This window comes from Citrobacter sp. Cy070, assembly GCF_030332245.1.
Lineage (GTDB): Bacteria > Pseudomonadota > Gammaproteobacteria > Enterobacterales > Enterobacteriaceae > Citrobacter > Citrobacter youngae.
Genome location: NZ_JAOWIG010000065.1, coordinates 1 through 22,409 on the forward strand (window position 1 = coordinate 1; position 22,409 = coordinate 22,409).

A 22,409-nucleotide genomic window follows, 5' to 3' on the forward strand; every position below is an offset into this window, starting at 1 on the left:
GCCGTAGCGCCGATGGTAGTGTGGGGTCTCCCCATGCGAGAGTAGGGAACTGCCAGGCATCAAATAAAAGCGAAAGGCCCAGTCGAAAGACTGGGCCTTTTTGCGTTTTTAACGTATCACGGAAAAGAGGCCGGATACGCGTAAACGTTTTATCCGGCCCCACGAGGTTGATATTTCTGTCGGTCTGATACGTGCAGGCAATTGGGCGTTAATGTATAACCTGCGACAAAAAGGCACGGGTTCGTTCGGATTTAGGATGGGCAAAAAATTCATCTGGAGGCGCCTGTTCGACAATCTCTCCAAGATCCATAAAGATCACCCGATCCGCTACCGTGCGGGCGAACCCCATTTCATGTGTTACACACAGCATTGTCATTCCCGATTGCGCCAGGCCAATCATCGTATCCAGCACTTCCTTTACCATTTCGGGATCTAACGCTGACGTGGGTTCGTCAAACAGCATGATTTTGGGTTTCATGCACAGCGAGCGCGCAATAGCGACACGCTGTTGCTGACCACCGGAAATTTGCCCGGGATATTTATGTGCATGTTCAGCAATGCGGACCCGCTCAAGGTAGTGCATTGCCAGCACTTCGGCTTCTTTCTTCGGCATCTTTTGCACCCAAATAGGAGCCAGTGTGCAGTTTTGCAGAACCGTTAAATGAGGGAAAAGATTAAAGTGCTGAAAGACCATGCCAACTTCCTGTCTGACACGTTCGATATTGCGGATATCTTCGTTGAGCTCGATTCCATCCACGACAATACGCCCTTGCTGATGTTCTTCCAGATGGTTAATACAGCGAATAGTCGTCGATTTTCCGGAACCAGAAGGCCCGCACAATACGATACGTTCTCCCTGTTTTACCTGCAGGTTGATATTTTTCAGGACATGAAACTGCCCATACCATTTGTTGACGTTTTCCAGCGTAATCATCGCGTCAGTGGACGGCATTACTAGTTGGCTCATAAATTCCTCAGTGCGGTGTACGCCCGGTGTTAAAACGTTTTTCCAGATGCTGGCTATAACGCGACATGCTGAAACAGAAAACCCAGTAAATCAGTGCAGCGAAAACATATCCTTCTGTCGACATTCCCAGCCAGGCCGGGTCGACAGTTGCTTGCTGGACGCTGCTAAAGAGATCAAACAGGCCGATGATAATGACCAGGCTGGTATCCTTGAATAGCGCGATGATGGTATTGACCAGGCCGGGAATGACCAGCTTCAGCGCCTGGGGAAGAATAACCAACCCCTGCGTTTTCCAGTACCCAAGCGCCAGTGATTCAGCCGCTTCATATTGACCTTTTGGTAAGGCCTGTAATCCTCCGCGTACCACTTCAGCAACATAGGCTGACTGGAAGAGAATGACACCAACCAGTGCCCGAATAAGTTTGTCGATAGTTGTACCCTCCGACATAAATAGCGGGAGCATGACTGAGGACATAAACAGGACGGTTATAAGCGGCACACCACGCCAGAACTCAATGAAAATGACCGATAAAACACGCACGATCGGCATATGAGAACGGCGGCCTAACGCCAGTAAAATGCCCCACGGAAGCGCGCCTGCAATACCCACGGATGCGATGATAAGCGTCAGTGTTAACCCACCCCACTGGCGAGTTTCTACGCGCTCAAGCCCGAAAAAACCCCCGTACATCAGCCACCAAACCACCACTGGATAAATGACGGCCCAGACGGCGATATAGCGGCCACGGTGGGGGATGATTTTCAAGAACATCGGGATGAAGGAAAGCAGACCAATAATCAGAGCCAGATTGACGCGCCAGCGTTGATTGTGTGGATACAGTCCATACATAAATTGCCCGAAGCGTTCATGGATGAAAACCCAGCAAGCCCCTGCTTTTGTACAATCGGCCCGGCTAGAACCGACCCAGTTGGCCTGCAGGAATGCCCAGTTCAACAGCGGGGGAAGGAACGACCAAATAAGCCACACGCATAGCAATGTGAGCAGGCTGTTTGACCAACTAGAGAACAGGTTTTTACGTACCCAAAATAGAATGCGACTTGCCTGGTTACTGCTCGGGCGCGCGGGGCGAGACAGCAGTGCTTTTGTCATCATGGCTCCTTAGCGCTCAATCAGTGCGATGCGGCGGTTATAAATATTCATCAACAGAGAAATGCTCAGGCTGATGATCAGGTACACCGACATGGTGATGGCGATAGTTTCGATGGCCTGTCCTGTTTGATTGAGCACAGTACCGGCAAACAATGACACCATATCCGGATAGCCAATGGCGGCTGCGAGAGAGGAGTTCTTGACGATATTCAGATACTGGCTGGTCAATGGGGGAATGATGACGCGCAGCGCCTGTGGGATGATCACCTGGCGCAGCGTTACCGGATTTGGCAGGCCCAGCGAGCGTGCTGCTTCATGTTGGCCATAAGGAACAGCCTGAATCCCCGCCCGGATAATTTCAGCAATAAACGCTGAGGTATACACCGAAAGCGCCAGCGTCAGGGCAGCCAGTTCGGGAATAAGCACCATACCGCCACGGAAGTTAAACCCGCGTAGTTCAGGGATATCCCAGTGCAGCGCCGCACCGAAAATCCAATGTGAAATCATCGGTAGAAACACGATTAGCATCAGGGCTGTTGGCCATGTTCGGCGCAACTGGCCTGTTTTGGTCTGGTGCATTTTGTTGAAGCGAAATAACCCAATGGTGATGATGACGGCAAGCATGATTGCGGCACAGAAGGTAATCAGGCCTTCTCCCATCTGTGGTGCCGGAATGTAGAGCCCGCGATTGCTCAGAAAGACCAGATCCAGGGCACTAACAGCCTGCCGCGGTCCGGGCAAATTCCGCAATACGGCAAAATACCAAAAGAAGATCTGCAGCAATGGCGGGATATTGCGGAACGTTTCGATATAAATCGTAGAGAGCTTTCGTAGTAACCAGTTATCCGACAGCCGTGCCAACCCGAGAAAAAAGCCGAGAAATGATGCGAAAACAATGCACAACGCAGAGACTAATAGCGTATTAAGCAGACCGACGATAAAGACGCGGCCATATGTATCGCCTTGCTCGTAATCAATCAGATGCTGGACGATACCAAATCCGGCACTGCGTTCGAGAAAAGAAAATCCCGAGGTAATACCGCGACTGCTCAGGTTATTAATGGTGTTATGAATGAGATAGATCGCAATGCTAACGACCGCAATCACAGCGAGTATTTGAAATAACCAGGCGCGGACCGCAGGGTTAGAAAAGGATAACGATCCTTTTACGTTTGAGCGGCGATGGGACATAAGAAAACCTCGGTAACTATGACTCTGGGCTGAGCGCCGCAGTTGCGGCGCTCGTTGCATCACTGCGCATTAGCGCACGGGTGGTGCATACTGAATGCCACCGTTATTCCAGAGGTTGTTCTGCCCACGCTTGATCTTCAGCGGGCTTTCCGATCCAACGTTACGCTCAAAGATCTCCGAGTAGTTACCTACCTGCTTGATAATGTTATAAGCCCATTTGTTATCAAGTTTCAGATCCTTGCCATAATCCCCCTCTTTACCTAGCAGGTGCGCCATATCCGGTGTTGCAGGATTTGCCGCTTTTTCGTCAACATTTTTCGAGTTAACCCCCATCTCTTCGGCGTTCAGCATAGCGAACAACGTCCAGCGAACAATCGAGAACCACTCGTCGTCACCACGACGCACGACTGGCCCCAGTGGCTCTTTAGAAATAACTTCTGGCAGTACAATCCATTCTGCGGGGGTGCTCAGCTTGATCCGCAGGGCGTACAACTGAGACTGGTCGGAGGCAAGTGTATCGCAGCGCCCTGATTCGAGAGCTTTAGCGGACTCATCAGAACGGTCAAAGGTGACAGGGGTATACTTCATTTTATTGGCTTTAAAGTAGTCGGCCACATTCAGTTCAGTATCTGTTCCTGCCTGAATACAAACCGTTGCGCCATCCAGCTCTTTAGCGCTCTTCAGGCCCGCTTTATTGTGGGTAAGAAAACCGATGCCGTCGTAATACGTTACGCCAGTGAAAGACATTCCCATTCCGGCATCGCGAGAAGAGGTCCATGTGGTATTACGGGAAAGCATATCGACCTCACCAGACTGTAACGCGGTGAAGCGTTCTTTGGCGGTGAGTGGGGTATATTTTACTTTGCTGTCATCACCAAATACGGCAGCGGCAACGCCACGACATACATCGACATCAATACCTGAGAACTTACCGCTTGCATCAGCGTAAGAAAAACCAGGCAGGCCATCACTGATACCACATTGCACAAAACCCTTTTTCTGTACGGCATCGAGAGTTGCGCCGGCATGTGCCTGATTTGCAACCGCAAGCAGCACGCCGGCCGCAGCCAGGCTGGCTATTATCATCTTTTTCATAGAGCATCCTGTGTGGAGGAATTATTGTTATGGAAACGTTCTGAAAACGTCTTTTACCTGTCTGTGGCTATGGCCATACTCTTCTAAGCAAAGGTAGTGCCAGGTTTTTGCGCACGATTATTCGACGCAATATGCAGAGTGTAGACAGGAAAGAATAAATGCAGCGCCCTGAAGTGGTGCAAAATTGAAACGTAAGCCACATTTCGGCGCAAAAAATTTAAAAATAAGACAGGACGCATGATAACGATTTCGGGCGTGAATATCCGTAGCGTGAGAATAATGAAAGGGATGTGCGTTATAACGAAGAATACAGAAAATGCTAATTTGAGTTCATGGATATGTGAAGCGAATCTATAATAATTTTATTTTATGAATGATGCCATGAACTAACATTTTGTCTTATATTAAGATTTAATTCGTATTGCTAAAAGCGCGGTAACGGCCGCGCTTTTATGATTTTTTATTTCGTCAAGGCAACTATCCCAAGCGTCAAGCCGGCAACAGCGGCTGCACCACCGGCTATCGCTCCTGCAGTTTCCCAGTTATCCTGCGTGGTGCCTTTCATACAGGTATTGGTATGAACCAGACGCCCTTGATCGTCATAGACAGGCACACAAGGGGAATCGTGTGCACAGCCAGCCAGTAATGCGGTAAGCAGTGCAACGGGTATTAATCTTTTCATGGTGTTACCTCAAAAATAAGCGTTTCGCTAATTGAGCAAAGGTAAACGCTCAGCCATCTGCGAACTCGACTGCTATTTTACCACTGCTTAAAAAAAGACTGACATGAGGAATAATCTCAATTCATGTGGATTGTAAAAATAATGGATAAAATGGGGCACCTGAAAGTTTGTTCTGCAATGCTTCAGCAAAATTAAATGTCTATCTCATTAATAAATAAAGAACTCATCATCATGTAAAAAGGCGTCTATGGACGCCTTTATTTTACAAATTATTCGTGGTGCCGGCTAAAACGCCGTTTAACGACAACGAAGAAGACGGGAACGAAGAAGATCGCTAACAATGTTGCGGTGAGCATCCCCCCCATAACACCGGTACCAACAGCATTCTGCGCACCGCTACCTGCACCATGGCTGATAACCAGAGGCATAACCCCCAGAATAAACGCCAGGGATGTCATCAGGATTGGACGAAGACGCATGCGCGACGCCTCCAGAGTGGCTTCTATCAATCCTTTGCCCTCTTTATCCATCAGGTCTTTGGCAAATTCGACGATCAGGATGGCGTTCTTCGCCGAGAGGCCAATAGTGGTTAACAGACCCACCTGGAAGTAGACGTCGTTATTCATCCCACGCACTGATGCAGCTAACAGTGCGCCTACCACACCGAGCGGTACAACCAGCATGACGGAGAAGGGAATCGACCAACTCTCATACAACGCGGCCAGGCAAAGGAAGACGACGATTAGCGAGATGGCATAAAGTGCAGGTGCCTGGTTACCCGACAGTCGTTCCTGATAAGACATACCCGTCCAGTCATGACCAATACCGTTTGGCAGCTTTTCTGCGAGGCTTTCCATTAGTGCCATTGCTTCACCCGTACTTCGACCCGGCGCGGCTTCCCCCAGTATTTCCATCGATGGCATGCCGTTGTAACGCTCCAGGCGCGGTGAGCCGTAAACCCAATGCGATGCGCTGAACGCAGAGAACGGAACCATTTCGCCATTGGCACTGCGGATATACAGATTACTGATGTCCGTTGGCAGCATGCGGTATTTAGCATCCGCCTGAACGTACACTTTCTTCACTCGGCCGCGGTCAATAAAGTCATTGACGTAATAGCCGCCCAACGATGCAGAGATGGTCTCGTTAATGTCCGACAGCGAAACGCCCAGTGCTTGTGCTTTCTCCTGATCGACATCCAGTTTGAACTGAGGGGTATCTTCCAGGCCGTTCGGACGCACGCGGACTAACAAATCTGGGTGTTTAGCCACCATACCCAGCAGTTGGTTACGGGCTTGCGTTAATGCTGTATGTCCCAGACCGCCCTGATCGATCAGCTCGAAGTCGAAGCCGGTTGCAGTACCCAATTCAACAATCGCCGGCATGTTGAAGGGGAAGACCAGACCATCGCGGATCTGGCTGAAGGCGCGAGTGGCGCGTGCAATAACCGCTTCGGCGCTGTTTTCCTCTCCGCTACGCTCATCCCAGGGCTTGAGGCTGACGAACGCCAGACCTGAGTTTTGTCCCTGACCGCTGAAGCTAAAGCCGTTAACCGTGAAGACGCTTGCGACGTTAGCTTTCTCATTGTTCAGATAATACTGGGTGACCTGATCCAGCACTTTCTGGGTGCGCTCTTGTGTTGCCCCCGCCGGGAGCTGAATCATAGTCATAAATACGCCCTGATCTTCTTCCGGCAGGAAGGAGGTCGGCAGACGCATAAACAGCACCGCCATTCCGATCACGATGATCAGGTAGACAACCAGGTAACGCCCGGTTTTACGCACAATACCGCTGACACTATTGGTGTAGTGGTTGACGCTGTGATCGAATTTGGCATTAAACCAGCCAAAGAAACCGCTTTTTTTCTCGTGATGTTCAGCCGATACCGGCTTCAGCAGCGTTGCGCAAAGTGCGGGAGTCAGGATCAGCGCGACCAGAACAGAAAGCGCCATGGCGGAAACAATGGTGATGGAGAACTGCCGGTAGATAGCACCTGTCGACCCACCAAAGAAAGCCATCGGGATAAAGACCGCAGACAGCACCATGGCGATGCCGACCAGCGCTCCCTGAATTTGTGACATGGATTTTTCCGTCGCCTCTTTAGGCGGCATATTATCTTCCATCATCACACGTTCGACGTTTTCCACTACCACTATCGCATCATCGACCAATAGACCGATGGCGAGCACCATCCCGAACATCGTCAGGGTGTTTATTGAGTAGCCAAACGCGGCAAGTACGGCAAATGTGCCTAACAATACGACGGGGACAGCGATGGTTGGAATGAGCGTTGCCCGGATGTTCTGCAGGAACAAATACATGACCAGGAACACCAGCACGATCGCCTCAAACAGCGTTTTTACCACTTCGTGGATGGAGATGGTCACAAACGGCGTGGTGTCGTACGGATAGACCACCTTCATTCCCTGCGGGAAGAACGGTTGCAACTCAGCCAGTTTGGCTTTGATAGCGTTAGCGGTATCCAGCGCGTTTGCCCCGGTTGCCAGCTTAATACCGAGGCCGGACGCAGGCTTACCGTTAATACGCGCCACCACGTTGTAGTTCTCACCACCCAACTCGATCCGTGCAACGTCCTTCAGGTGAACAACTGAACCATCGCTGTTTACGCGTAAAGTGACTTTGCCGAACTCTTCAGGATCTTTCAGTCGCGTTTGCGCAATGATAGAAGCGTTAAGCTGCTGGTTAGGTAATGCTGGCGTACCGCCTAACTGACCTGCGGCTATCTGATCGTTCTGGACCTTCAACTGATTGATCACATCAACCGGCGTAAGCTGGTACTTGTTCAGCAAGCTCGCATCCAGCCAGATGCGCATAGCATACTGTGCACCAAACAGCTGTACGTCACCCACGCCATTAAGACGACTGATTGAGTCTTTAACGTTAGAGGCAACGTAGTCGGAAATATCATCCTGTGTGGTTTGCGGGTTATCAGAAACAAACCCCGCGACCATTAAAAAGCTGCTGCTGGATTTCTCAACGCCGATCCCCTGCTGCTGGACTTCCTGCGGCAGTAAAGGTGTGGCGAGCTGCAGTTTATTTTGCACCTGAACCTGGGCGATATCGGGGTCGGTACCGGACTGGAAGGTCAGCGTGATGGTCACACTTCCAGCGGAATCGCTGGTGGAGGACATATACATCAGGTTATCGATACCGTTCATATTCTGTTCGATAACCTGCGTAACAGTATCTTGTACCGTCTGCGCATCCGCACCTGGATAGGTTGCGGTAATAGCGACCGCAGGAGGTGCAATGGTTGGGTACTGCGCCACGGGGAGCTGCATGATTGCCAGAGCACCCGCCATCATCAGAATGATGGCCAGTACCCAGGCAAAGATAGGACGCCTGATAAAAAAGTTAGCCATGTCCGGTTACCTTATTGGGCTTTCGTGGCAGAGATTTCGGTGTCGGCAGTTGCTTTAACCTGGACGCCAGGACGTGCTTTCTGTAAGCCGCTCACGATAACTTTGTCACCCGGTTGCAGACCTTCGCTGATGAGCCACTTGTCGCCAATGGCTTGTGCGGCAACAACGGCGCGAGACTCAACCTGACTTTTATCGTTAACGACCATCACGGTGGCATCGCCGCGAGGCGTACGCGTTACCCCCTGCTGCGGAACGAGAATGGCATTTGGCTGAACACCTTCATCAATGCGCGCACGCACGAACATGCCCGGCAGCAGCGTGTGCTGCGGGTTAGGGAAGACGGCCCTGAGGGTGATGGATCCGGTACTTTCATCAACCGTCACGTCAGAAAATTGCAAAGAGCCTTTCAGCGGGTACGACTGACCATTTTCCATTACCAGTTCGACGGTACTGCTGGCGCTGTCTTTATGCAGGCTCCCTTGCTCAACTGACTGTTTGAGGCGCATAAAGTCGTTACTGGACTGTGTTACGTCGACATAAATAGGATCAAGCTGTTGAACGGTAGCAAGCTCAGTCGCCTGGCCATTCGTGACTAATGCGCCTTCGGTGACGTTAGATTTACCGATCCGTCCGCTAATGGGCGATGTCACTTTGGTGTAGGCCAGGTTAATACGTGCGCTTTCGACCGCGGCTTTTGCTGCGATTACGGATGCATCGGCCTGGCGGGCATCAGCAATGGCCTGATCGTACTCTTGCTGGCTGATGTACTTAGTGCCTACCAGCGGAACATAACGTTTTACCGTTAAATGCGCGATAGCTGCCGCCGCTTCACTCTTTGCCAGCTCGCCTTTGGCGCTGTCATAGTCAGCCTGGTAAGTCGCGGGGTCGATCTGATAAAGCGACTGACCGGCTTCAACATCGCTTCCCTCAGTGAAATTCCGTTTAAGTACAATCCCGCTAACCTGAGGACGGACTTCTGCGATACGAAATGCCGTTGTGCGCCCGGGTAATTCGGTCGTCACGGCTAAGGGCGCCTTTTCGACGACATGGACAGTCACCTGCGGCTCTGCGGGATGAGCTTGTGTTTCTCCCTGATCGTTACAACCGGCGAGTAATGCAGCGGAGATGATGATGAATGAGGGCAGGAGTGAAAACCTGGCATTTTTCGTCATTTCTATTCCTTAAAAAACCGAACGCTCGTTATTAACCGGGTAACGCAGAGGCGATAACGCGCACAAGAAAAATAATAGTTGGCTATCCTACAAATTATTAGCTTGCGATGTAAGCAATACTTATTTATGGGCGCGACACACGGCACATAAAAACAAAAAAAGATTAATACTCTGTTGTTTTATTATGGTGTTAATAGCAATACTATGATGCGCATAAATACATATTGAAATAAGTATTTGGCTGGTGAATGTATTTAAAGTTTTTATATGCTTTGTTTATTCGTGTGCAATGTCAGCAATTAACGCTTTTAGACCTCGTCTAAATAAACGCTAAGTGATACATTTATTTCGTTTAGCAAATATTAGATAAGAAAGTTAATCATTCTCCACTCTACTCCGGACAGTCGGAACCATGGCCAGAAGAACGAAAGCTGATGCTCTCAAAACGCGGCAGCACCTGATTGAAACAGCGATAGCGCAGTTTGCCGCGCGCGGCGTAAGCAATACGACGCTCAACGACATTGCGGACGCGGCCAACGTTACGCGGGGAGCGCTCTATTGGCATTTCGAAAATAAAACGCAGCTTTTTAATGAGCTTTGGTTACAGCAGCCGCCCTTGCGCGATCTTATTCAGGAGCGGCTCGTGGGCCGTTGGGGAGATAACCCACTACAGCGGCTACAAGAAAGATTAGTTGTGGGTTTGCAATATATTGCTGAGAATCCTCGACAGCAGGCATTAATGCAGATTTTATATCATAAATGTGAATTCCATAATGATATGATATCGGAACAGACTATTCGTGAAAAAATTGGTATCAACCATCTGGGTATGCGCATTGCCTTGCAGAAATGTATGGACGACGGGCTTATCGCAACCAGCCTTGATTTAGACGTTATAATAATTATTCTTCATGGGAGTTTTAGTGGCATTGTTAAAAACTGGCTCATTAATCCAATGAGTTATGATCTTTATAAACAAGCGCCAGTATTAGTTGATAATGTATTAAAAATGTTAAGCCCTGATGGCTGCATGCTGCAATTGATTCAGGGTGAGGATCAGGCTGGCTAGTTTCTGCCGCCATGGACTGACGGCAGTTGCAGAACGGTAAGTCACCGGACGTACTATTCGAGGTCGATACAGTTGACCAGCTTGAGGGGGTTTACTGAGTTCATATTCCGGCACTTATCGTGCTCTGTTGTCATCAACTCTATCCACTGAATGAGCAGCGCATCAAAAAGAAAAACAAAGACAGCAAAAACAACCAGCCACCAATACTTGCGAATCATTACCAAATCCTGTGTATTCATGCCCAAGCGTGCAGGGAATATACACGAAATCTAAAAGCTGAAAAGCAGACTTACAATGCTTTTACTTTGCTGAAATTCCACCGCTCTTTTCCGGTAATCGACTCTTTTTAGACAGGTTTTTCGTCTTGCGCTTTTTCACCTTTGCAAGCTCATTCTCTGAAAAATGAGAACCAATACTCAATCTTCTGAGCCCCATTTTTACGTATTCGGCATTGATTTCAATCCCGACAAACTTGCGACCTAATTCCACGGCAGTGGCACCGGTTGTGAAGCTACCGGCAAACGGATCCAGCACTTTGTCATCTGGGTTGGAGGAAGCCAGAATGATGCGCTCCAGCAGGGCTTTGGGTTTCTGCGTGGGGTGGTTTTCGTATTCATCCATCAGGTAGCGAACACGTGGAAACTCCCAGACATTACCGGGTACTTTTTTATGATTGTAGGGCTGAGGTGGGTTTTTTCTGTAGTCTATTAGCGCGCGTTTCGCCCCGGTTTTCGCTTCAACCAAAATATCATCACGGTTAAATGTATAACTTTTTGGGTCTTTGACCATCATCAGGATCGGTTCATACATGGAGCCAAAGTACTTTTTGGCCTGTACCCCTGAGCTATCATAGGCCCACACAATACGGCTCTTGATGGTAAAAAGCTGTCGACATTTGAGGTCGATGTACGGCATGTTCTCCGTACTGTTCATGATGTACATGGTGCCTTGTGGCTTTAATATTCGATGGCATTCATCAATGCACTCGAACAGCGAGGCCAGAAAGCTCTCTTCGTCCCAGGATTCTACCAACCCGTCAAAGTCTTTCCCGATGTTATAAGGTGGGTCGGCAAAGATCAGATCGATGCTTTCAGACGGCAGCTTTTTCAGTTCAGTCAGCGCATCACCCTGGATTATCTTTTTTGATTCATCACCAAAGTAGACAGGTTCACATCTCGCTTTCATCACCAAAGCCTCCGTGTGACGCGAATAAAAAAGGCGCTTCCCCATGCCGAGTAGCGCCTTTTAAAACAAACATTTCGCTGATTAGTATCAGTTCATGCCGTACTGTCAGATTAGCTGTTTTCATGCTTTGGGGTGGTTTTTGTATTTTATTTAAAATCAATTAGTTATGTGAAATTATGACTGTACATTGTTCCAGTGCTTTTTGTTGTTTATGCTATTATGCAAGCAATTCTGTATAAACATTTGTATAAACACTTTGGGCTGGGTGGTGGTCTATGGCTGGCGAACTTAACAAACTGAGCGACAGGAAGTTAAAGGGATTACATGGCATCCCGGCCAGTAAGATTGAGTTTTATGCCGATGGTGCTGGGTTGAGCGCTAAGGTAACGAAAGCTGGTGGCATTAGCTGGGTGTTTACTTACCGACTCGACGGGCAGAAGCTGCATCGGCTGACTCTGGGACGCTACCCTGATATGAGTCTCAAAGAGGCCCGTTCCTCGCGTGATAAATGTCGTCAGTGGCTGGCCTCTGGTAAAGACCCAAAGCACCAGTTGGCGCTAACTACTCAGGAAACGCTTAAACCGGTCACGGTGCAGGAAGCTATCGAATACTGGATACGCGAATATGCGGAAGAAAACCGTGCAAACGTTGAGCGGCATAAAGCGGAGCTACGCAAACATATTTACCCTTACATTGGGAAAATGGCGCTCGCTGACTGCGAAACCCGATACTGGCTTGACTGCTTTGACAGGATGAAAAAGAAAACGCCAGTTGCTGCGGGTTATGTATTCCAGATGTGTAAGCAGGCTCTGAAATTCTGCCGCGTTCGCCGTTACGCCGTCAGTACCGCCCTTGAGGATTTGAGTATTCCCGATGTTGGTAAAAAGCAGGCGAAAAAAGATCGGGTACTGAAAGATAGAGAGGTTGGGGGATTGTGGGCTGCTATATCGTCCGGCGATACTTTTCTGCCTTACTACACAAACTTGCTCAGGATCACCACTTTGTTTGGTTGCCGCACCCAGGAGGCCAGATTGTCAGAGTGGGCCGAATGGGATATGGAGGCGTGGATGTGGACAGTACCAAAAGCGCATAGTAAAGGTGGTGAAAAGATTGTGCGTCCAGTTCCGGAGGCGATGCGTTCATTTATTGAAATGCTCCACGATGAAACAAAATCATCCGGCTACCTTCTTGGGGTTGTGAAGAATAGCGAAGCGGTTAGCCAGTGGGGCCGTAGTGTTTATAAAAAACTGGGGCATTCTGAACCTTGGACATTGCATGATCTACGGCGAACGCTTGCAACTCATATGAATAATATGGGTATCGCTCCGCACGTTGTTGAACAGTTGCTGGGCCACTCAATGCCAGGGGTTATGGCGATTTATAACCGTAGTCTGTACCTGCCGGAGAAACTGGACGCGCTGAATAAGTGGTATGACCGCTTAGAACTTCTTGCGGGTAATCATCAAAATGTGGTTCTGTTAACTGTAGCGAATAGAGATTAAACTGGTCTTGCGAGCCTAGGTCGGCCAACCGAAAAGCGGGAAACCCTACCCGCCTGGCTCGCGAGTTAATTAGGGGCGTTGAGGGTAACGTTATGGCAGAAAAAGAAATAAAGATTCCATTTTCATATTGCAGATTGTCCAGAGGTGCATCATTTCTGGGGGGTGAACCGTCAGATTTGATCAACCTTGCTATTGAAAATAAAATCGAAATAAGCATGATGCTGAAAAGGTTTCACTGCCGAATCCTTCTTCGTGAAGATTTTAGTGATGTAAAGGATTGGTATTCATCACTATATTTTCCTCGTACTTTTAATGCTATGTCAGGGCAAACCCGCGCGATAACGAATCACTCTTTTATTGAATTTACTAATGGCCGTTATTTTGAACCGGATAAACTATTATCTGGTTCAGACATCTTTACGGAACAAGAAAGTAAAGGGTTCCTTGTCGGATATGGCTTTGCATTAGGTCTGTGGCGGGTAATGCCCGATCAGTTTGAGTCATCTTTACCTGTGAAGAATTTTTTCCCCGGATTTTTCCCGTGCCTCACGGGCGGTGAAACTCCAGTAATTCAAATTCTGCCAGCCCAACCTTTTATCGATCAGGCTAATGGCAAGAGGTTTAATTTTGACCCTTATGAGTTTGAAGCCGGGTATGATGATTTATGGGTTACTAATTATGATATTAAACGGCTTATGGAAAGCGGCCTTGATTTCGATAAGCTGCCAATGCTCAATGATATTGAACGACCTGATTTAGACTCTGATTCAAAAAATAGTATTAATAAACGCTCAGAAAGTGCAAAAGAAAAACATGCACGAAATGAACTATTAATTTTAAGTGCTGCAATAAAATTCAAAGAAACAAGTGCTGATATTTTCAATGAAAAGTGCTTGAAAAAAGATGGGAGCTACAATTTCTCAGCATGGGCCAGAGAACTTTCCGACAGAGTGCACTTATTCCCTGACGGACAATGCCCGGTCAAGAGCGTTGACACAATTACGTCATACATAAGTAGGCACTTTAAGTTTTAATTGTAGTAGCTTCTAAACGTTAGAAAGGGTGTTCTAATCATTAGATTACCCTTTTTAGAATTAAACACACTTTTTTAAATTTTAGACGCCATTTTTATTAATTAACTTTAGACAAATACTTCCCCCACAACGCAAGAACAGACAGGAAAGGCTCCTTCTGATTGCGTAAAGTGGAGGAAACATGTCAAATACTATTTTTAACCCGCCAACACCTGAGCAACGCCGCAACATTCTCGCAGAATATGGCATTAAGTTTGATCGTCGTATTCGTGAAAGTGAATGCTTCGAAATAACCAGCCTTTCCCGTTCCACTCGCTGGTATATGGAGAATGAAGGTAAATTCCCGCCACGCTGCCACTTTGGCCGTAATAGTTGCGCCTGGCTTTTGTCAGATGTTCTTTGGTGGGTTCGCAATCCGCCTGCTGTTGAGAACGTCAACACCCCTTACAACCGTAAATCCGCGTAAGGGGGGCGCTATGCAAAAATTAAATGAGTTGGTTCCGGTTAACCCCGGAAATATTGGCGGCGTGGCGGTATCGCTGGTCAGTGCTAAAAAACTCCATGCGTTTCTCGGCGTTGGGCGTGATTTCACCACATGGATTAAGGGGCGTATCAGCCAGTATGGTTTTACTGCTGGCGTAGATTTTACTGTGGTAGAAAATTTGAGCGCCCCCGTTTCGGGGAGCGCAAAATATCGCCAACAAATTGCACATGATTACCTGATCACCATCGACATGGGTAAAGAGTTGGCAATGGTTGAGCGCAACGAAAAAGGGCGGGAGGTGCGCCGCTACTTCATCAACTGCGAACGCCAGGCAAAAGCCGCCGCTAATATCCCCCAGACGTTGCCGGAAGCCCTGCGCCTTGCTGCTGATCTGGCCGAAAAGGCAAGCGAACTTGAAAACCGTCTGGTGGCCGCTGCGCCAAAAGTTGATTTCGCTGATCGCGTGGCGGAGATCAACAAGGGTATTTCCATTCCCAACTATGCCAAAGCCGTAGGGCTTGGCCCCATCAAATTATTCGGCTGGATGAGGCAACAGGGGATTCTCATCAACGGCGGTCAGCGCCACAACCTGCCTATGCAGCGTTTTATCGATAGCGGTTATTTTGCCGTTCGCCAGGGAACGTATGAAACGAATGGCGAGGTAAGAGCCTCATTCACAACGATGCTGACAGGGAAAGGTGAGCAGTGGTTAACGAAGAAACTGATCGCTGGTGGTGTATTGCCGGAGGTGCCGAATGCTGACGCTGAATAAAACAAAGGCAGCTTTGCAGAGCTGCCAATGTCACTACCAAAAACTTAAGCAGAAACAGCATACCAGGGTTAATGCTGGTGGTCAAAGAATGAGCCAGCACAATTTTGCGCCCACTGATTATATTCAGCCTTTTGGTTCTTCTTTTGCTTTTTGGCGCTGGCGGCGTTTGATTTCGCCTTTCGCAGCAGTGACAAGAAACCCTGCGGTACTTTCACCTTCATGTTTAAAAAGCTCGATATCTTCCATCACATCATGGGGGATTCGAACTGTAGTCATTTGTGACTTTGCGTTCTTCGCACCTGTTGCCATTACTGAAACTCCTTATGTTAGGTGTATGTCAGTATACGCAAAAAAAATAAAAGAAAAAGGCTTGAAGTGTATTTCACTTTGGGCTAGTTTGAATGCTGATGGTGACATACACCTATCAAGTGCGAAGCCCGGAAGTGCTAGGAACACTAACCGGGCCTCTGACCACAAACCGTTAAGTGAGGTAACAGTTATGGCTGACAATCAGTCTACCCAAACTCGCCCGGAATTTACATGGTTATTCCTGGCAACCCCAGATCACACTCCTGAATGCACCCCAGTAGTGCTTCGCTTTGATGCTGACACGGAAGCTAAAGCCCGCGCCGCTTTCCCCGGCTGGGATTTAGTTTTTGCCGCCAAAATCCGCGCTCAGGCTCCTTGCCGCGTTGTGTTCTTCGATTACACCACCCGCCGCGGGTGGGAGTTCGACAGCGCCGCGATTCAGGAGGTGCGTCATGCGTAAGGTCAAATGGTCGGAAATTGACATTGAAGATGAACTGCGCCGCCTGGAAGCGTTGCTCTTAACATCGCTGTATATGAATTTTGATGATGAAACCGAGTACAGCGTTGCGATGGATCTGATCAGCATGTCGTTGTCCCGCGTTCGTGAACTAAAAGCGGCAAGTGAGGTGACCCATGCGTGATATTTACCATCAGCTTGTTAAGAGCACTCCTGATTTTAAAAACTTCACTGATGAGGCTTTGGCTGAATCCAGCGATTTATATTCTGCTGGCGCATTTGCCATCAATAGTGCGCTCACACTGATCGGCAATCTGGCGTTTGATGCAACCAATGCAGAGGACTATTCCGATGAAGATGCCCGGCGTGATTTGATCCTTGTAAGCCATGCATTGCGTCACCTTCCCAGAATGGCGCAAGCACTCAATCAGAGTAGTGATGCTGCGGATTATGTGCGTACCCAGCGTAATAACGCGGGGGAGCAATCATGATCAGTCTCTTGAAATTTAACGAGCTGGAAAACCGTGTCGATTTGCTGGTTAACCGCGTCCTGGAGTTAGAACAGCAGGTGCGCACACTCACCGAAAGCCAGGGGGGAGATATTCCTCCCGGTATGGCTCCGGTCGCCACGCTGGCGGCTGAGTTCGGCATATCGACGAAAAAAGCCGAAGAGCTGGCAAAAAACACGGGCGTGATGCTGGTCAGGATGAAAGCTGGTGGCTTTATTGCGCCGGATAGCAAATTCAGAGAGGTGGCGAGGCAGGTTCTGCGAAGCGCGAAGCGCAAATATGGATCGGCGTACTGGTATCACCCATTACTTGGAAAATTTCAGATGAGCGGAGGTATCCCACAATGACCGATATTTTTGAAGTGCTGGGATCGTTGTTCAGTAAGCTGACTGAAAGCGTTATTGCTCATCAGATAGCGGAGACCGGTTCGGCGACATTGCTGGTGGAAAGCGATAAGTATATGGCCCGTTATCGCTTCACGTTGGAACCAGTAGCCACTTATAACGTGTTGGCGAAAACAATGGTTTTCGGTTGTGCTAAAGAGTTTGGCCGTGATCAAGGACTAACCCGGCTGCGCGATATTCTGCTGACCTGCTTTACCGACGATGGCGATATTAACGAAATGGGGTTGCAGATAGTGAAAAGCTGCCACCTTGAGTACCTGCATGAAGACCTGGGCGCGGATATGTCCAATAAGGTGTTGCACTGATGAAGATGAAGAATGCCCCGAATATTAAATTCCTGCCGAAAGATAAATTTACAGAGGCGATTATCTTTGCGGGTGAAGATGCCTATTCACATGTGCAGCACTGGATCGAGAGCGAAGGTAAAAGGGCATGGGATGATGTACCGCCTGTTTATTTGGGTAAAAGGCAACTTGCGGAACTGGAACGGTTAAACATCGTTGATAACGGCCGTCGCAGTGTTCGTGTGATCCGCGCTGGCGAGCTTTCCGAAATGCAGATTAGCACTATTGCAACCAAACTGGCGCTGGCGGATGTGAAAGAAGCCCGGCTGTTTAATGGCATGTTTGAGCCTCAGCCAAAGGAGGACTGGACTGGAAGGCTTCCACGTCTCAAGGAAGAGGCCGAACGCGGGGAAAGTATTGTGGTGAACCTGCCTGTGAAAAAACGGGAGCCAAAGCCTGAACAGGGTGATGAACTTAAACCCCGCGTGGAGAGCCGCAGCGATGGCCTGTACTGGATCACGCCAAAGGTGGACAAGGATAGTGGCGAGATCATCAATAACGAAACGTGGCTGTGCTCGCCTCTTGAGGTGGTCGGCTCCGGTAGTGACGGGGCAGAGCGCTATCTTGTTTTGCGCTGGCGTTCGCCGCGTGGCCACGAAGATATTACCAGGGCGATCCCTTGTGCTGATATCGGTGAGCGCGACGGCTGGCGCTCACTTAAAGCTGGTGGGGTGAATGTGACCACTAAAAGCACCTTCCGGGCGATTCTGGCCGACTGGTTGCAGCAAAGCGGCACTGATCGGGAATGGATTATCACCCATACCACTGGCTGGCATCATGGCGCATATATCATGCCTGATGGTGAAGTGATTGGTGATCCAGAGACGCCCATTCTCTTTAACGGTCGCAGCGCTGCATCTTCCGGGTATGCCATTGCTGGTACTGCTGCCACCTGGCGGGATTCCGTCGCCCGTCTGGCCGGGGGCAATCCGTCCATGATGCTGGGCGTGGCAGCGGCATTATCCGCGCCGCTTATTGGCCTGGTGGGTGCTGATGGTTTCGGCGTCCATTTGTTCGAGCAGTCGAGCGCCGGTAAGACCACTACCGCCAATATTGCGAGCAGCCTGTGGGGTGAGCCTGATGCGTTGCGGCTTACCTGGTACGGTACTGCGCTTGGCATAGCAAACGAAGCGGAGGCGCATAACGACAGCCTGTTACCGCTTGATGAGGTAGGACAGGGCAGCAGTGCCAAAGATGTTGCCACGTCTGCTTACACCCTGTTTAACGGTGCCGGAAAGTTGCAGGGAGCCAAAGAGGGCGGCAATCGGGAGCTTAAACGCTGGCGCACTGTGGCGATCAGCACCGGGGAAATGGATATTGAAACCTTCCTGGCTGCTGGTGGGCTGAAAGTGAAAGCGGGCCAACTGGTGCGCTTGCTCAACATCCCTATGGAGAAATCGACGGCCTTTAACGGTCTGCCAAACGGCAAGGCTCATGCTGACGCACTGAAAGAAGCCTGGATTGATAACCACGGGGCGGCGGGGCGTGAGTGGGTTAAATGGCTGGCGGCTAACCAGCAGGAGGCTAAACAGGCGGTGCGTGACGCGCAAACGCGCTGGCGCGGCCTTATCCCGGCGGATTACGGTGAGCAGGTACACCGCGTGGCCGAACGCTTTGCAATCCTCGAAGCCGCGCTGGTAACTGGTGCATCAATCACCGGATGGGGTGAACAGGCCAGCCGTGACGCTATCCAGCATAGCTTTAACGCCTGGGTGAAAGAGTTCGGCACAGGTAACAAAGAGCACCAGCAGATCATCGAGCAGTGCGAGGCGTTCCTGAATGCCTACGGTTTAAGCCGCTTTGCACCGTTGCCCTATGATCCGTCCAGTATGCCGATTCGCGATCTGGCCGGGTATCGAAAGCGCAAAAGCAGCCATGATGATGCGCCGCTGGTGTTCTATACGTTCCCCGCAACGTTTGAGAAGGAGATAGCTCAGGGCTTTAACGCCAGGCAGTTTGCCCGCGTGCTTGCCTCTGCTGGATTGCTTTCTGAGCCGTCCAGCGGGCGTGGATACCAGCAGAAATCCCCGCGTATTGATGGGCGTCAAATCAACGTTTATGTGCTTCACCAGGTTGCGGAAGAAGGAGAAGAATAAATTACACATGTGAGGGGCATTAATGTTGGTTCAGTTGGTTCAGTCTCTATTTGTTATGTTCATATGGCTGTTTTATATGGATTTAATTTCAAAAAAATGAACCAACACTGAACCAACAAATAGTAGTTTTGAACCAACAAACGGGCAGTTTGAACCAACATTTTAGAACCTTATGGACTGAACCAACATGAAAATACCCAATGTTGGTTCAAATCGGGGCTTTGTTGGTTCACTCAACGGAAAATAATCCTTATAAAACAATCATCTTTACAAATTGAACCAACTGAACCAACTGAACTAACATAGTTTTGTATATATACGTGAAAAATAAAGAGGTCATTAATGAAACTGATTGGCAAAGATAACGGGCATATGAGCGATCTTAAGTTTCTCTACAGCGCCGTTGATGAGCTTTCAAATAAAGATGAGATTACAGTGACGGATTTTCTGGCTCTGAGTGCGTTTGTCACTTCTGAAAAGCTTGATCTGGAATCGTACCAGTCTGGGCTGGAAGAAGGTGGGCAAGAGTTGTCGAAAGACGCCAGCGCTTACCTCGATCTTCTACAGAGGATGGCGGCTGATTTGTCGTACCCAACCTCTGGCCTTGAGAACGCTATCCATAGCGCACAATCAACAGCAAGCTGGGCTTTCTATCAGTGGGGGCTGGATAAAGAATAATCATCCTGCTTAGCAAAAAAAGGCCTGGTTTCTCCAGGCCGTCAAGACTACATGAAATAAATATCTTCTCCCCGTTCGAATACATCAATAATGCCGTGGGCTTCTGAGGGGCATTCTCCGTTAGTAATCAGCGTCTCCCAGAACTTCTGATCGAAACGACGGTCGAGGTAAAAATATCGGCAAATTCCTAAGAGATCACCTCGTTCCCATTCAGGCTTGTATCGAACCTGAAGTTCATCCTCTAGCGCGTAGAAGGTGAGCCTTTCTTTTTTTATCCATGCATCATCAAGTCGCTTGGCAAGAAAAAGTGTTTTTTCCTTTGAGGTAGTGAAAAAATCAGCAAAGGGTTCATGGGGTTTTTGCGGGATGCTACCGTCCGTATCATGGAGAGCTGGATAAACTCCAGACTCCCAAGCATACAGGTAAGCATTGCTGAACTCATCGTGATGCTTTCCGATATGCATTATCTGAATGCGCTGCTGGTTAAAAAGAGCCTGCATGATGTTGTGGTCAGACATGTTAATCCCTCGTCCAGAGTAAAAAGTAAACCTCAAAACAATATGGTTTATTCCTGCTTTTGTAAATTATTTGTTCTCCTGTTTTCGCTGCTGTTTGCGACAACATAGAGGTGTTTACTCATTGATTATTATGTATATCTTGAAGAGTGGCACTCAGACGTGAGCCGCCACTGTCCACCTGGTTTTTTCCCGTTCTGCGACGGTTTCCTTTCCAGGTGGACATCCCTCCAAGCGCTGGTTTCACGTCTCAACGTTAATTGTTACGGAAACCACTCCATGAAGAAATTACTTGAATTACGCCAGCAGAAAGCCGCACTCAAAACCCAGATGCGTTCCTTGCTGGAAAAAGCTGACAGCGAAAAGCGAAGCCTGAACGATGAAGAGGGCAAACAGTTCGATGAACTCCGCGCCCAGGCTGATGCGCTTGAAGTTGAAATTACCCGCCTTGAGGCCGTCGCCGACGATCAGCGCAATTTGCCTGGTACTTCTGTTGAAGGTAAAGGTGTAAGCAACGATGAGCTGCGCCACTACATCATGACCGGTGATACCCGCTCTCTCTCCACGCTGGTGCAGGCTGACGGTGGCTATACCGTTATCCCTGAGCTGGACAAAGAGATTATGCGCCAGTTGCAGGATGATAGCGTCATGCGCTCCATCGCAACGGTGAAGACCACCAAAACCAACGAATACCAGAAGCTGGTATCTGTAGGCGGCACTACCGTTAATCGCGGCACAGAAGGTGAACCACGTACCGAAACCAGCACGCCGAAGATGGAGCGCGTTGATATCAAACTCAACCCGATCTACGCCTACCCGAAAACCACTCAGGAGATTCTCGACTTCTCCGAGGTGGATATTCTGGGCTGGCTGTCTTCTGAAATCGCCGACACCTTCACCGCTACCGAAGAAAGCGACTTTGTGAACGGCGACGGTGATAAAAAATCCAAAGGCTTCCTGTCTTACCCTCGCGCGGCCACTGCCGATAAAACCCGTCCGTTCGGCACGCTGGAGAAGATGGAAGCCGCTGACGTTTCCTCTGATGGTCTGATCGACCTGCTGTACAAGCTGAAAGCCAAATACCGCAAGAACGCCGTATGGGTGATGAACTCCAACACCGCCGCCACGCTGCAAAAGCTGAAAAACGGTAACGGGGATTACATCTGGCGCGATCGTCTGGTTGCCGGTTCTCCCGATACGCTGCTGGGCCGTCCGGTTCAGTATCTGGAAACCATGCCGGATGCGACTGCGGGTAAAGCATTCCTTGCTGTGGGCGACTTCAAACGCGGTTACTTCATCGTGGATCACACCACTGGCGTGCGTACCCGTCCTGACAACATCACCGAACCGGGTTTCTACAAGGTGCATACCGATAAATACCTGGGCGGCGGTGTAGTGGATTCCAACGCCATTAAGGTGCTTGAGCTTTCCGGCTCCGGTTCCTGATCTG

The 22,409-nt window shown here is 49.2% G+C and carries 24 protein-coding genes; 13 read left to right on the plus strand and 11 right to left on the minus strand.

Going from position 1 to position 22,409, the window contains the following annotated elements; translation table 11 throughout:
- Positions 1-208: 208 nt before the first annotated feature.
- From OGY19_RS10580 to OGY19_RS10610, 7 genes are all read right to left on the minus strand, one after another.
- Positions 209-967, minus strand: coding sequence for an amino acid ABC transporter ATP-binding protein (locus OGY19_RS10580; RefSeq protein ID WP_061068714.1), 759 nt, complete (start codon positions 965-967; stop codon positions 209-211).
- A gap of 7 nt (positions 968-974) precedes the next feature.
- Positions 975-2,078, minus strand: a complete 1,104-nt coding sequence (locus OGY19_RS10585) for an amino acid ABC transporter permease (protein ID WP_101741934.1) — start codon at positions 2,076-2,078, stop codon at positions 975-977.
- 9 nt (positions 2,079-2,087) lie between these two features.
- Positions 2,088-3,269, minus strand: coding sequence for an amino acid ABC transporter permease (locus OGY19_RS10590; RefSeq protein WP_101741933.1), 1,182 nt, complete (start codon positions 3,267-3,269; stop codon positions 2,088-2,090).
- Positions 3,270-3,338: 69 nt separating this feature from the next.
- On the minus strand, positions 3,339-4,364 hold the full coding sequence (locus OGY19_RS10595; RefSeq protein WP_115601384.1) for an amino acid ABC transporter substrate-binding protein: 1,026 nt from the start codon (positions 4,362-4,364) through the stop codon (positions 3,339-3,341).
- A gap of 460 nt (positions 4,365-4,824) precedes the next feature.
- The gene (locus OGY19_RS10600) at positions 4,825-5,046 is read right to left on the minus strand and encodes a putative periplasmic lipoprotein (RefSeq protein WP_048213468.1); all 222 of its coding nucleotides are present in this window, start codon (positions 5,044-5,046) and stop codon (positions 4,825-4,827) included.
- Between the two features lie 269 nt (positions 5,047-5,315).
- Positions 5,316-8,429, minus strand: coding sequence for an efflux RND transporter permease subunit (locus OGY19_RS10605; RefSeq protein WP_115601385.1), 3,114 nt, complete (start codon positions 8,427-8,429; stop codon positions 5,316-5,318).
- An 11-nt stretch (positions 8,430-8,440) separates the two neighbouring features.
- Entirely contained in the window at positions 8,441-9,601 is a 1,161-nt protein-coding gene (locus OGY19_RS10610; RefSeq protein ID WP_101741930.1) for an efflux RND transporter periplasmic adaptor subunit, read from the minus strand.
- A gap of 412 nt (positions 9,602-10,013) precedes the next feature.
- Between OGY19_RS10610 and envR the strand changes: the two genes are divergently transcribed.
- Positions 10,014-10,670, plus strand: a complete 657-nt coding sequence (gene envR / locus OGY19_RS10615; protein ID WP_061068709.1) for an acrEF/envCD operon transcriptional regulator — start codon at positions 10,014-10,016, stop codon at positions 10,668-10,670.
- 53 nt (positions 10,671-10,723) lie between these two features.
- Here the strand turns inward: envR and OGY19_RS10620 are convergent, their stop codons facing one another.
- Together OGY19_RS10620 and yhdJ are read right to left on the minus strand one after the other, a co-directional pair.
- Entirely contained in the window at positions 10,724-10,888 is a 165-nt protein-coding gene (locus OGY19_RS10620; RefSeq protein ID WP_048213464.1) for a DUF2556 family protein, read from the minus strand.
- An 82-nt stretch (positions 10,889-10,970) separates the two neighbouring features.
- On the minus strand, positions 10,971-11,855 hold the full coding sequence (gene yhdJ, locus OGY19_RS10625) for an adenine-specific DNA-methyltransferase (protein WP_048213509.1): 885 nt from the start codon (positions 11,853-11,855) through the stop codon (positions 10,971-10,973).
- A gap of 275 nt (positions 11,856-12,130) precedes the next feature.
- Here yhdJ and OGY19_RS10630 point away from each other — a divergent pair, with 275 nt between their 5' ends.
- From OGY19_RS10630 to OGY19_RS10645, 4 genes are all read left to right on the plus strand, one after another.
- A complete protein-coding gene (locus OGY19_RS10630; RefSeq protein WP_174501327.1) occupies positions 12,131-13,357 on the plus strand; it encodes a tyrosine-type recombinase/integrase in 1,227 nt (408 codons plus the stop codon).
- 92 nt (positions 13,358-13,449) lie between these two features.
- Positions 13,450-14,391, plus strand: a complete 942-nt coding sequence (locus OGY19_RS10635) for a hypothetical protein (RefSeq protein WP_286596448.1) — start codon at positions 13,450-13,452, stop codon at positions 14,389-14,391.
- A gap of 181 nt (positions 14,392-14,572) precedes the next feature.
- A complete protein-coding gene (locus tag OGY19_RS10640; protein ID WP_286596450.1) occupies positions 14,573-14,857 on the plus strand; it encodes a helix-turn-helix transcriptional regulator in 285 nt (94 codons plus the stop codon).
- A gap of 10 nt (positions 14,858-14,867) precedes the next feature.
- Positions 14,868-15,647: a phage antirepressor KilAC domain-containing protein gene (locus OGY19_RS10645; RefSeq protein WP_286596452.1), complete on the plus strand. Its 780-nt coding sequence runs from the start codon at positions 14,868-14,870 to the stop codon at positions 15,645-15,647.
- 123 nt (positions 15,648-15,770) lie between these two features.
- Here the strand turns inward: OGY19_RS10645 and OGY19_RS10650 are convergent, their stop codons facing one another.
- A complete protein-coding gene (locus OGY19_RS10650) occupies positions 15,771-15,956 on the minus strand; it encodes a YlcI/YnfO family protein (RefSeq protein WP_271661431.1) in 186 nt (61 codons plus the stop codon).
- 190 nt (positions 15,957-16,146) lie between these two features.
- Here OGY19_RS10650 and OGY19_RS10655 point away from each other — a divergent pair, with 190 nt between their 5' ends.
- The 7 genes from OGY19_RS10655 (at position 16,147) to OGY19_RS10685 (ending at position 20,444) form a co-directional block, all read left to right on the plus strand.
- Positions 16,147-16,416 (plus strand): host cell division inhibitor Icd-like protein, encoded by a 270-nt coding sequence (locus OGY19_RS10655; RefSeq protein WP_286596458.1) that lies wholly within the window; start codon positions 16,147-16,149, stop codon positions 16,414-16,416.
- On the plus strand, positions 16,409-16,597 hold the full coding sequence (locus OGY19_RS10660; RefSeq protein ID WP_286596460.1) for a hypothetical protein: 189 nt from the start codon (positions 16,409-16,411) through the stop codon (positions 16,595-16,597). Before OGY19_RS10655 ends, OGY19_RS10660 begins: the two co-directional genes overlap by 8 nt.
- Positions 16,590-16,904: a hypothetical protein gene (locus tag OGY19_RS10665; RefSeq protein ID WP_004150967.1), complete on the plus strand. Its 315-nt coding sequence runs from the start codon at positions 16,590-16,592 to the stop codon at positions 16,902-16,904. Before OGY19_RS10660 ends, OGY19_RS10665 begins: the two co-directional genes overlap by 8 nt.
- Complete coding sequence (locus OGY19_RS10670; RefSeq protein WP_286596463.1) at positions 16,901-17,269, plus strand: hypothetical protein; 369 nt, start codon at positions 16,901-16,903, stop codon at positions 17,267-17,269. Before OGY19_RS10665 ends, OGY19_RS10670 begins: the two co-directional genes overlap by 4 nt.
- A complete protein-coding gene (locus OGY19_RS10675; RefSeq protein WP_161647783.1) occupies positions 17,266-17,631 on the plus strand; it encodes a hypothetical protein in 366 nt (121 codons plus the stop codon). The genes OGY19_RS10670 and OGY19_RS10675 overlap by 4 nt, the downstream gene beginning before the upstream one ends.
- Entirely contained in the window at positions 17,631-19,766 is a 2,136-nt protein-coding gene (locus OGY19_RS10680) for a DUF927 domain-containing protein (protein ID WP_286596466.1), read from the plus strand. Before OGY19_RS10675 ends, OGY19_RS10680 begins: the two co-directional genes overlap by 1 nt.
- Before the next feature lie 342 nt (positions 19,767-20,108).
- The gene (locus OGY19_RS10685) at positions 20,109-20,444 is read left to right on the plus strand and encodes a hypothetical protein (RefSeq protein ID WP_023293261.1); all 336 of its coding nucleotides are present in this window, start codon (positions 20,109-20,111) and stop codon (positions 20,442-20,444) included.
- A gap of 47 nt (positions 20,445-20,491) precedes the next feature.
- On the opposite strand, the gene OGY19_RS10690 is transcribed toward OGY19_RS10685, so the two are convergent.
- Positions 20,492-20,962, minus strand: coding sequence for a hypothetical protein (locus tag OGY19_RS10690; protein WP_039671529.1), 471 nt, complete (start codon positions 20,960-20,962; stop codon positions 20,492-20,494).
- Positions 20,963-21,238: 276 nt separating this feature from the next.
- Between OGY19_RS10690 and OGY19_RS10695 the strand changes: the two genes are divergently transcribed.
- Positions 21,239-22,405 carry a phage major capsid protein gene (locus OGY19_RS10695; protein ID WP_286596468.1) on the plus strand — a complete coding sequence of 389 codons (1,167 nt, stop codon included), beginning with the start codon at positions 21,239-21,241 and terminating at the stop codon, positions 22,403-22,405.
- Positions 22,406-22,409 lie beyond the last annotated feature (4 nt).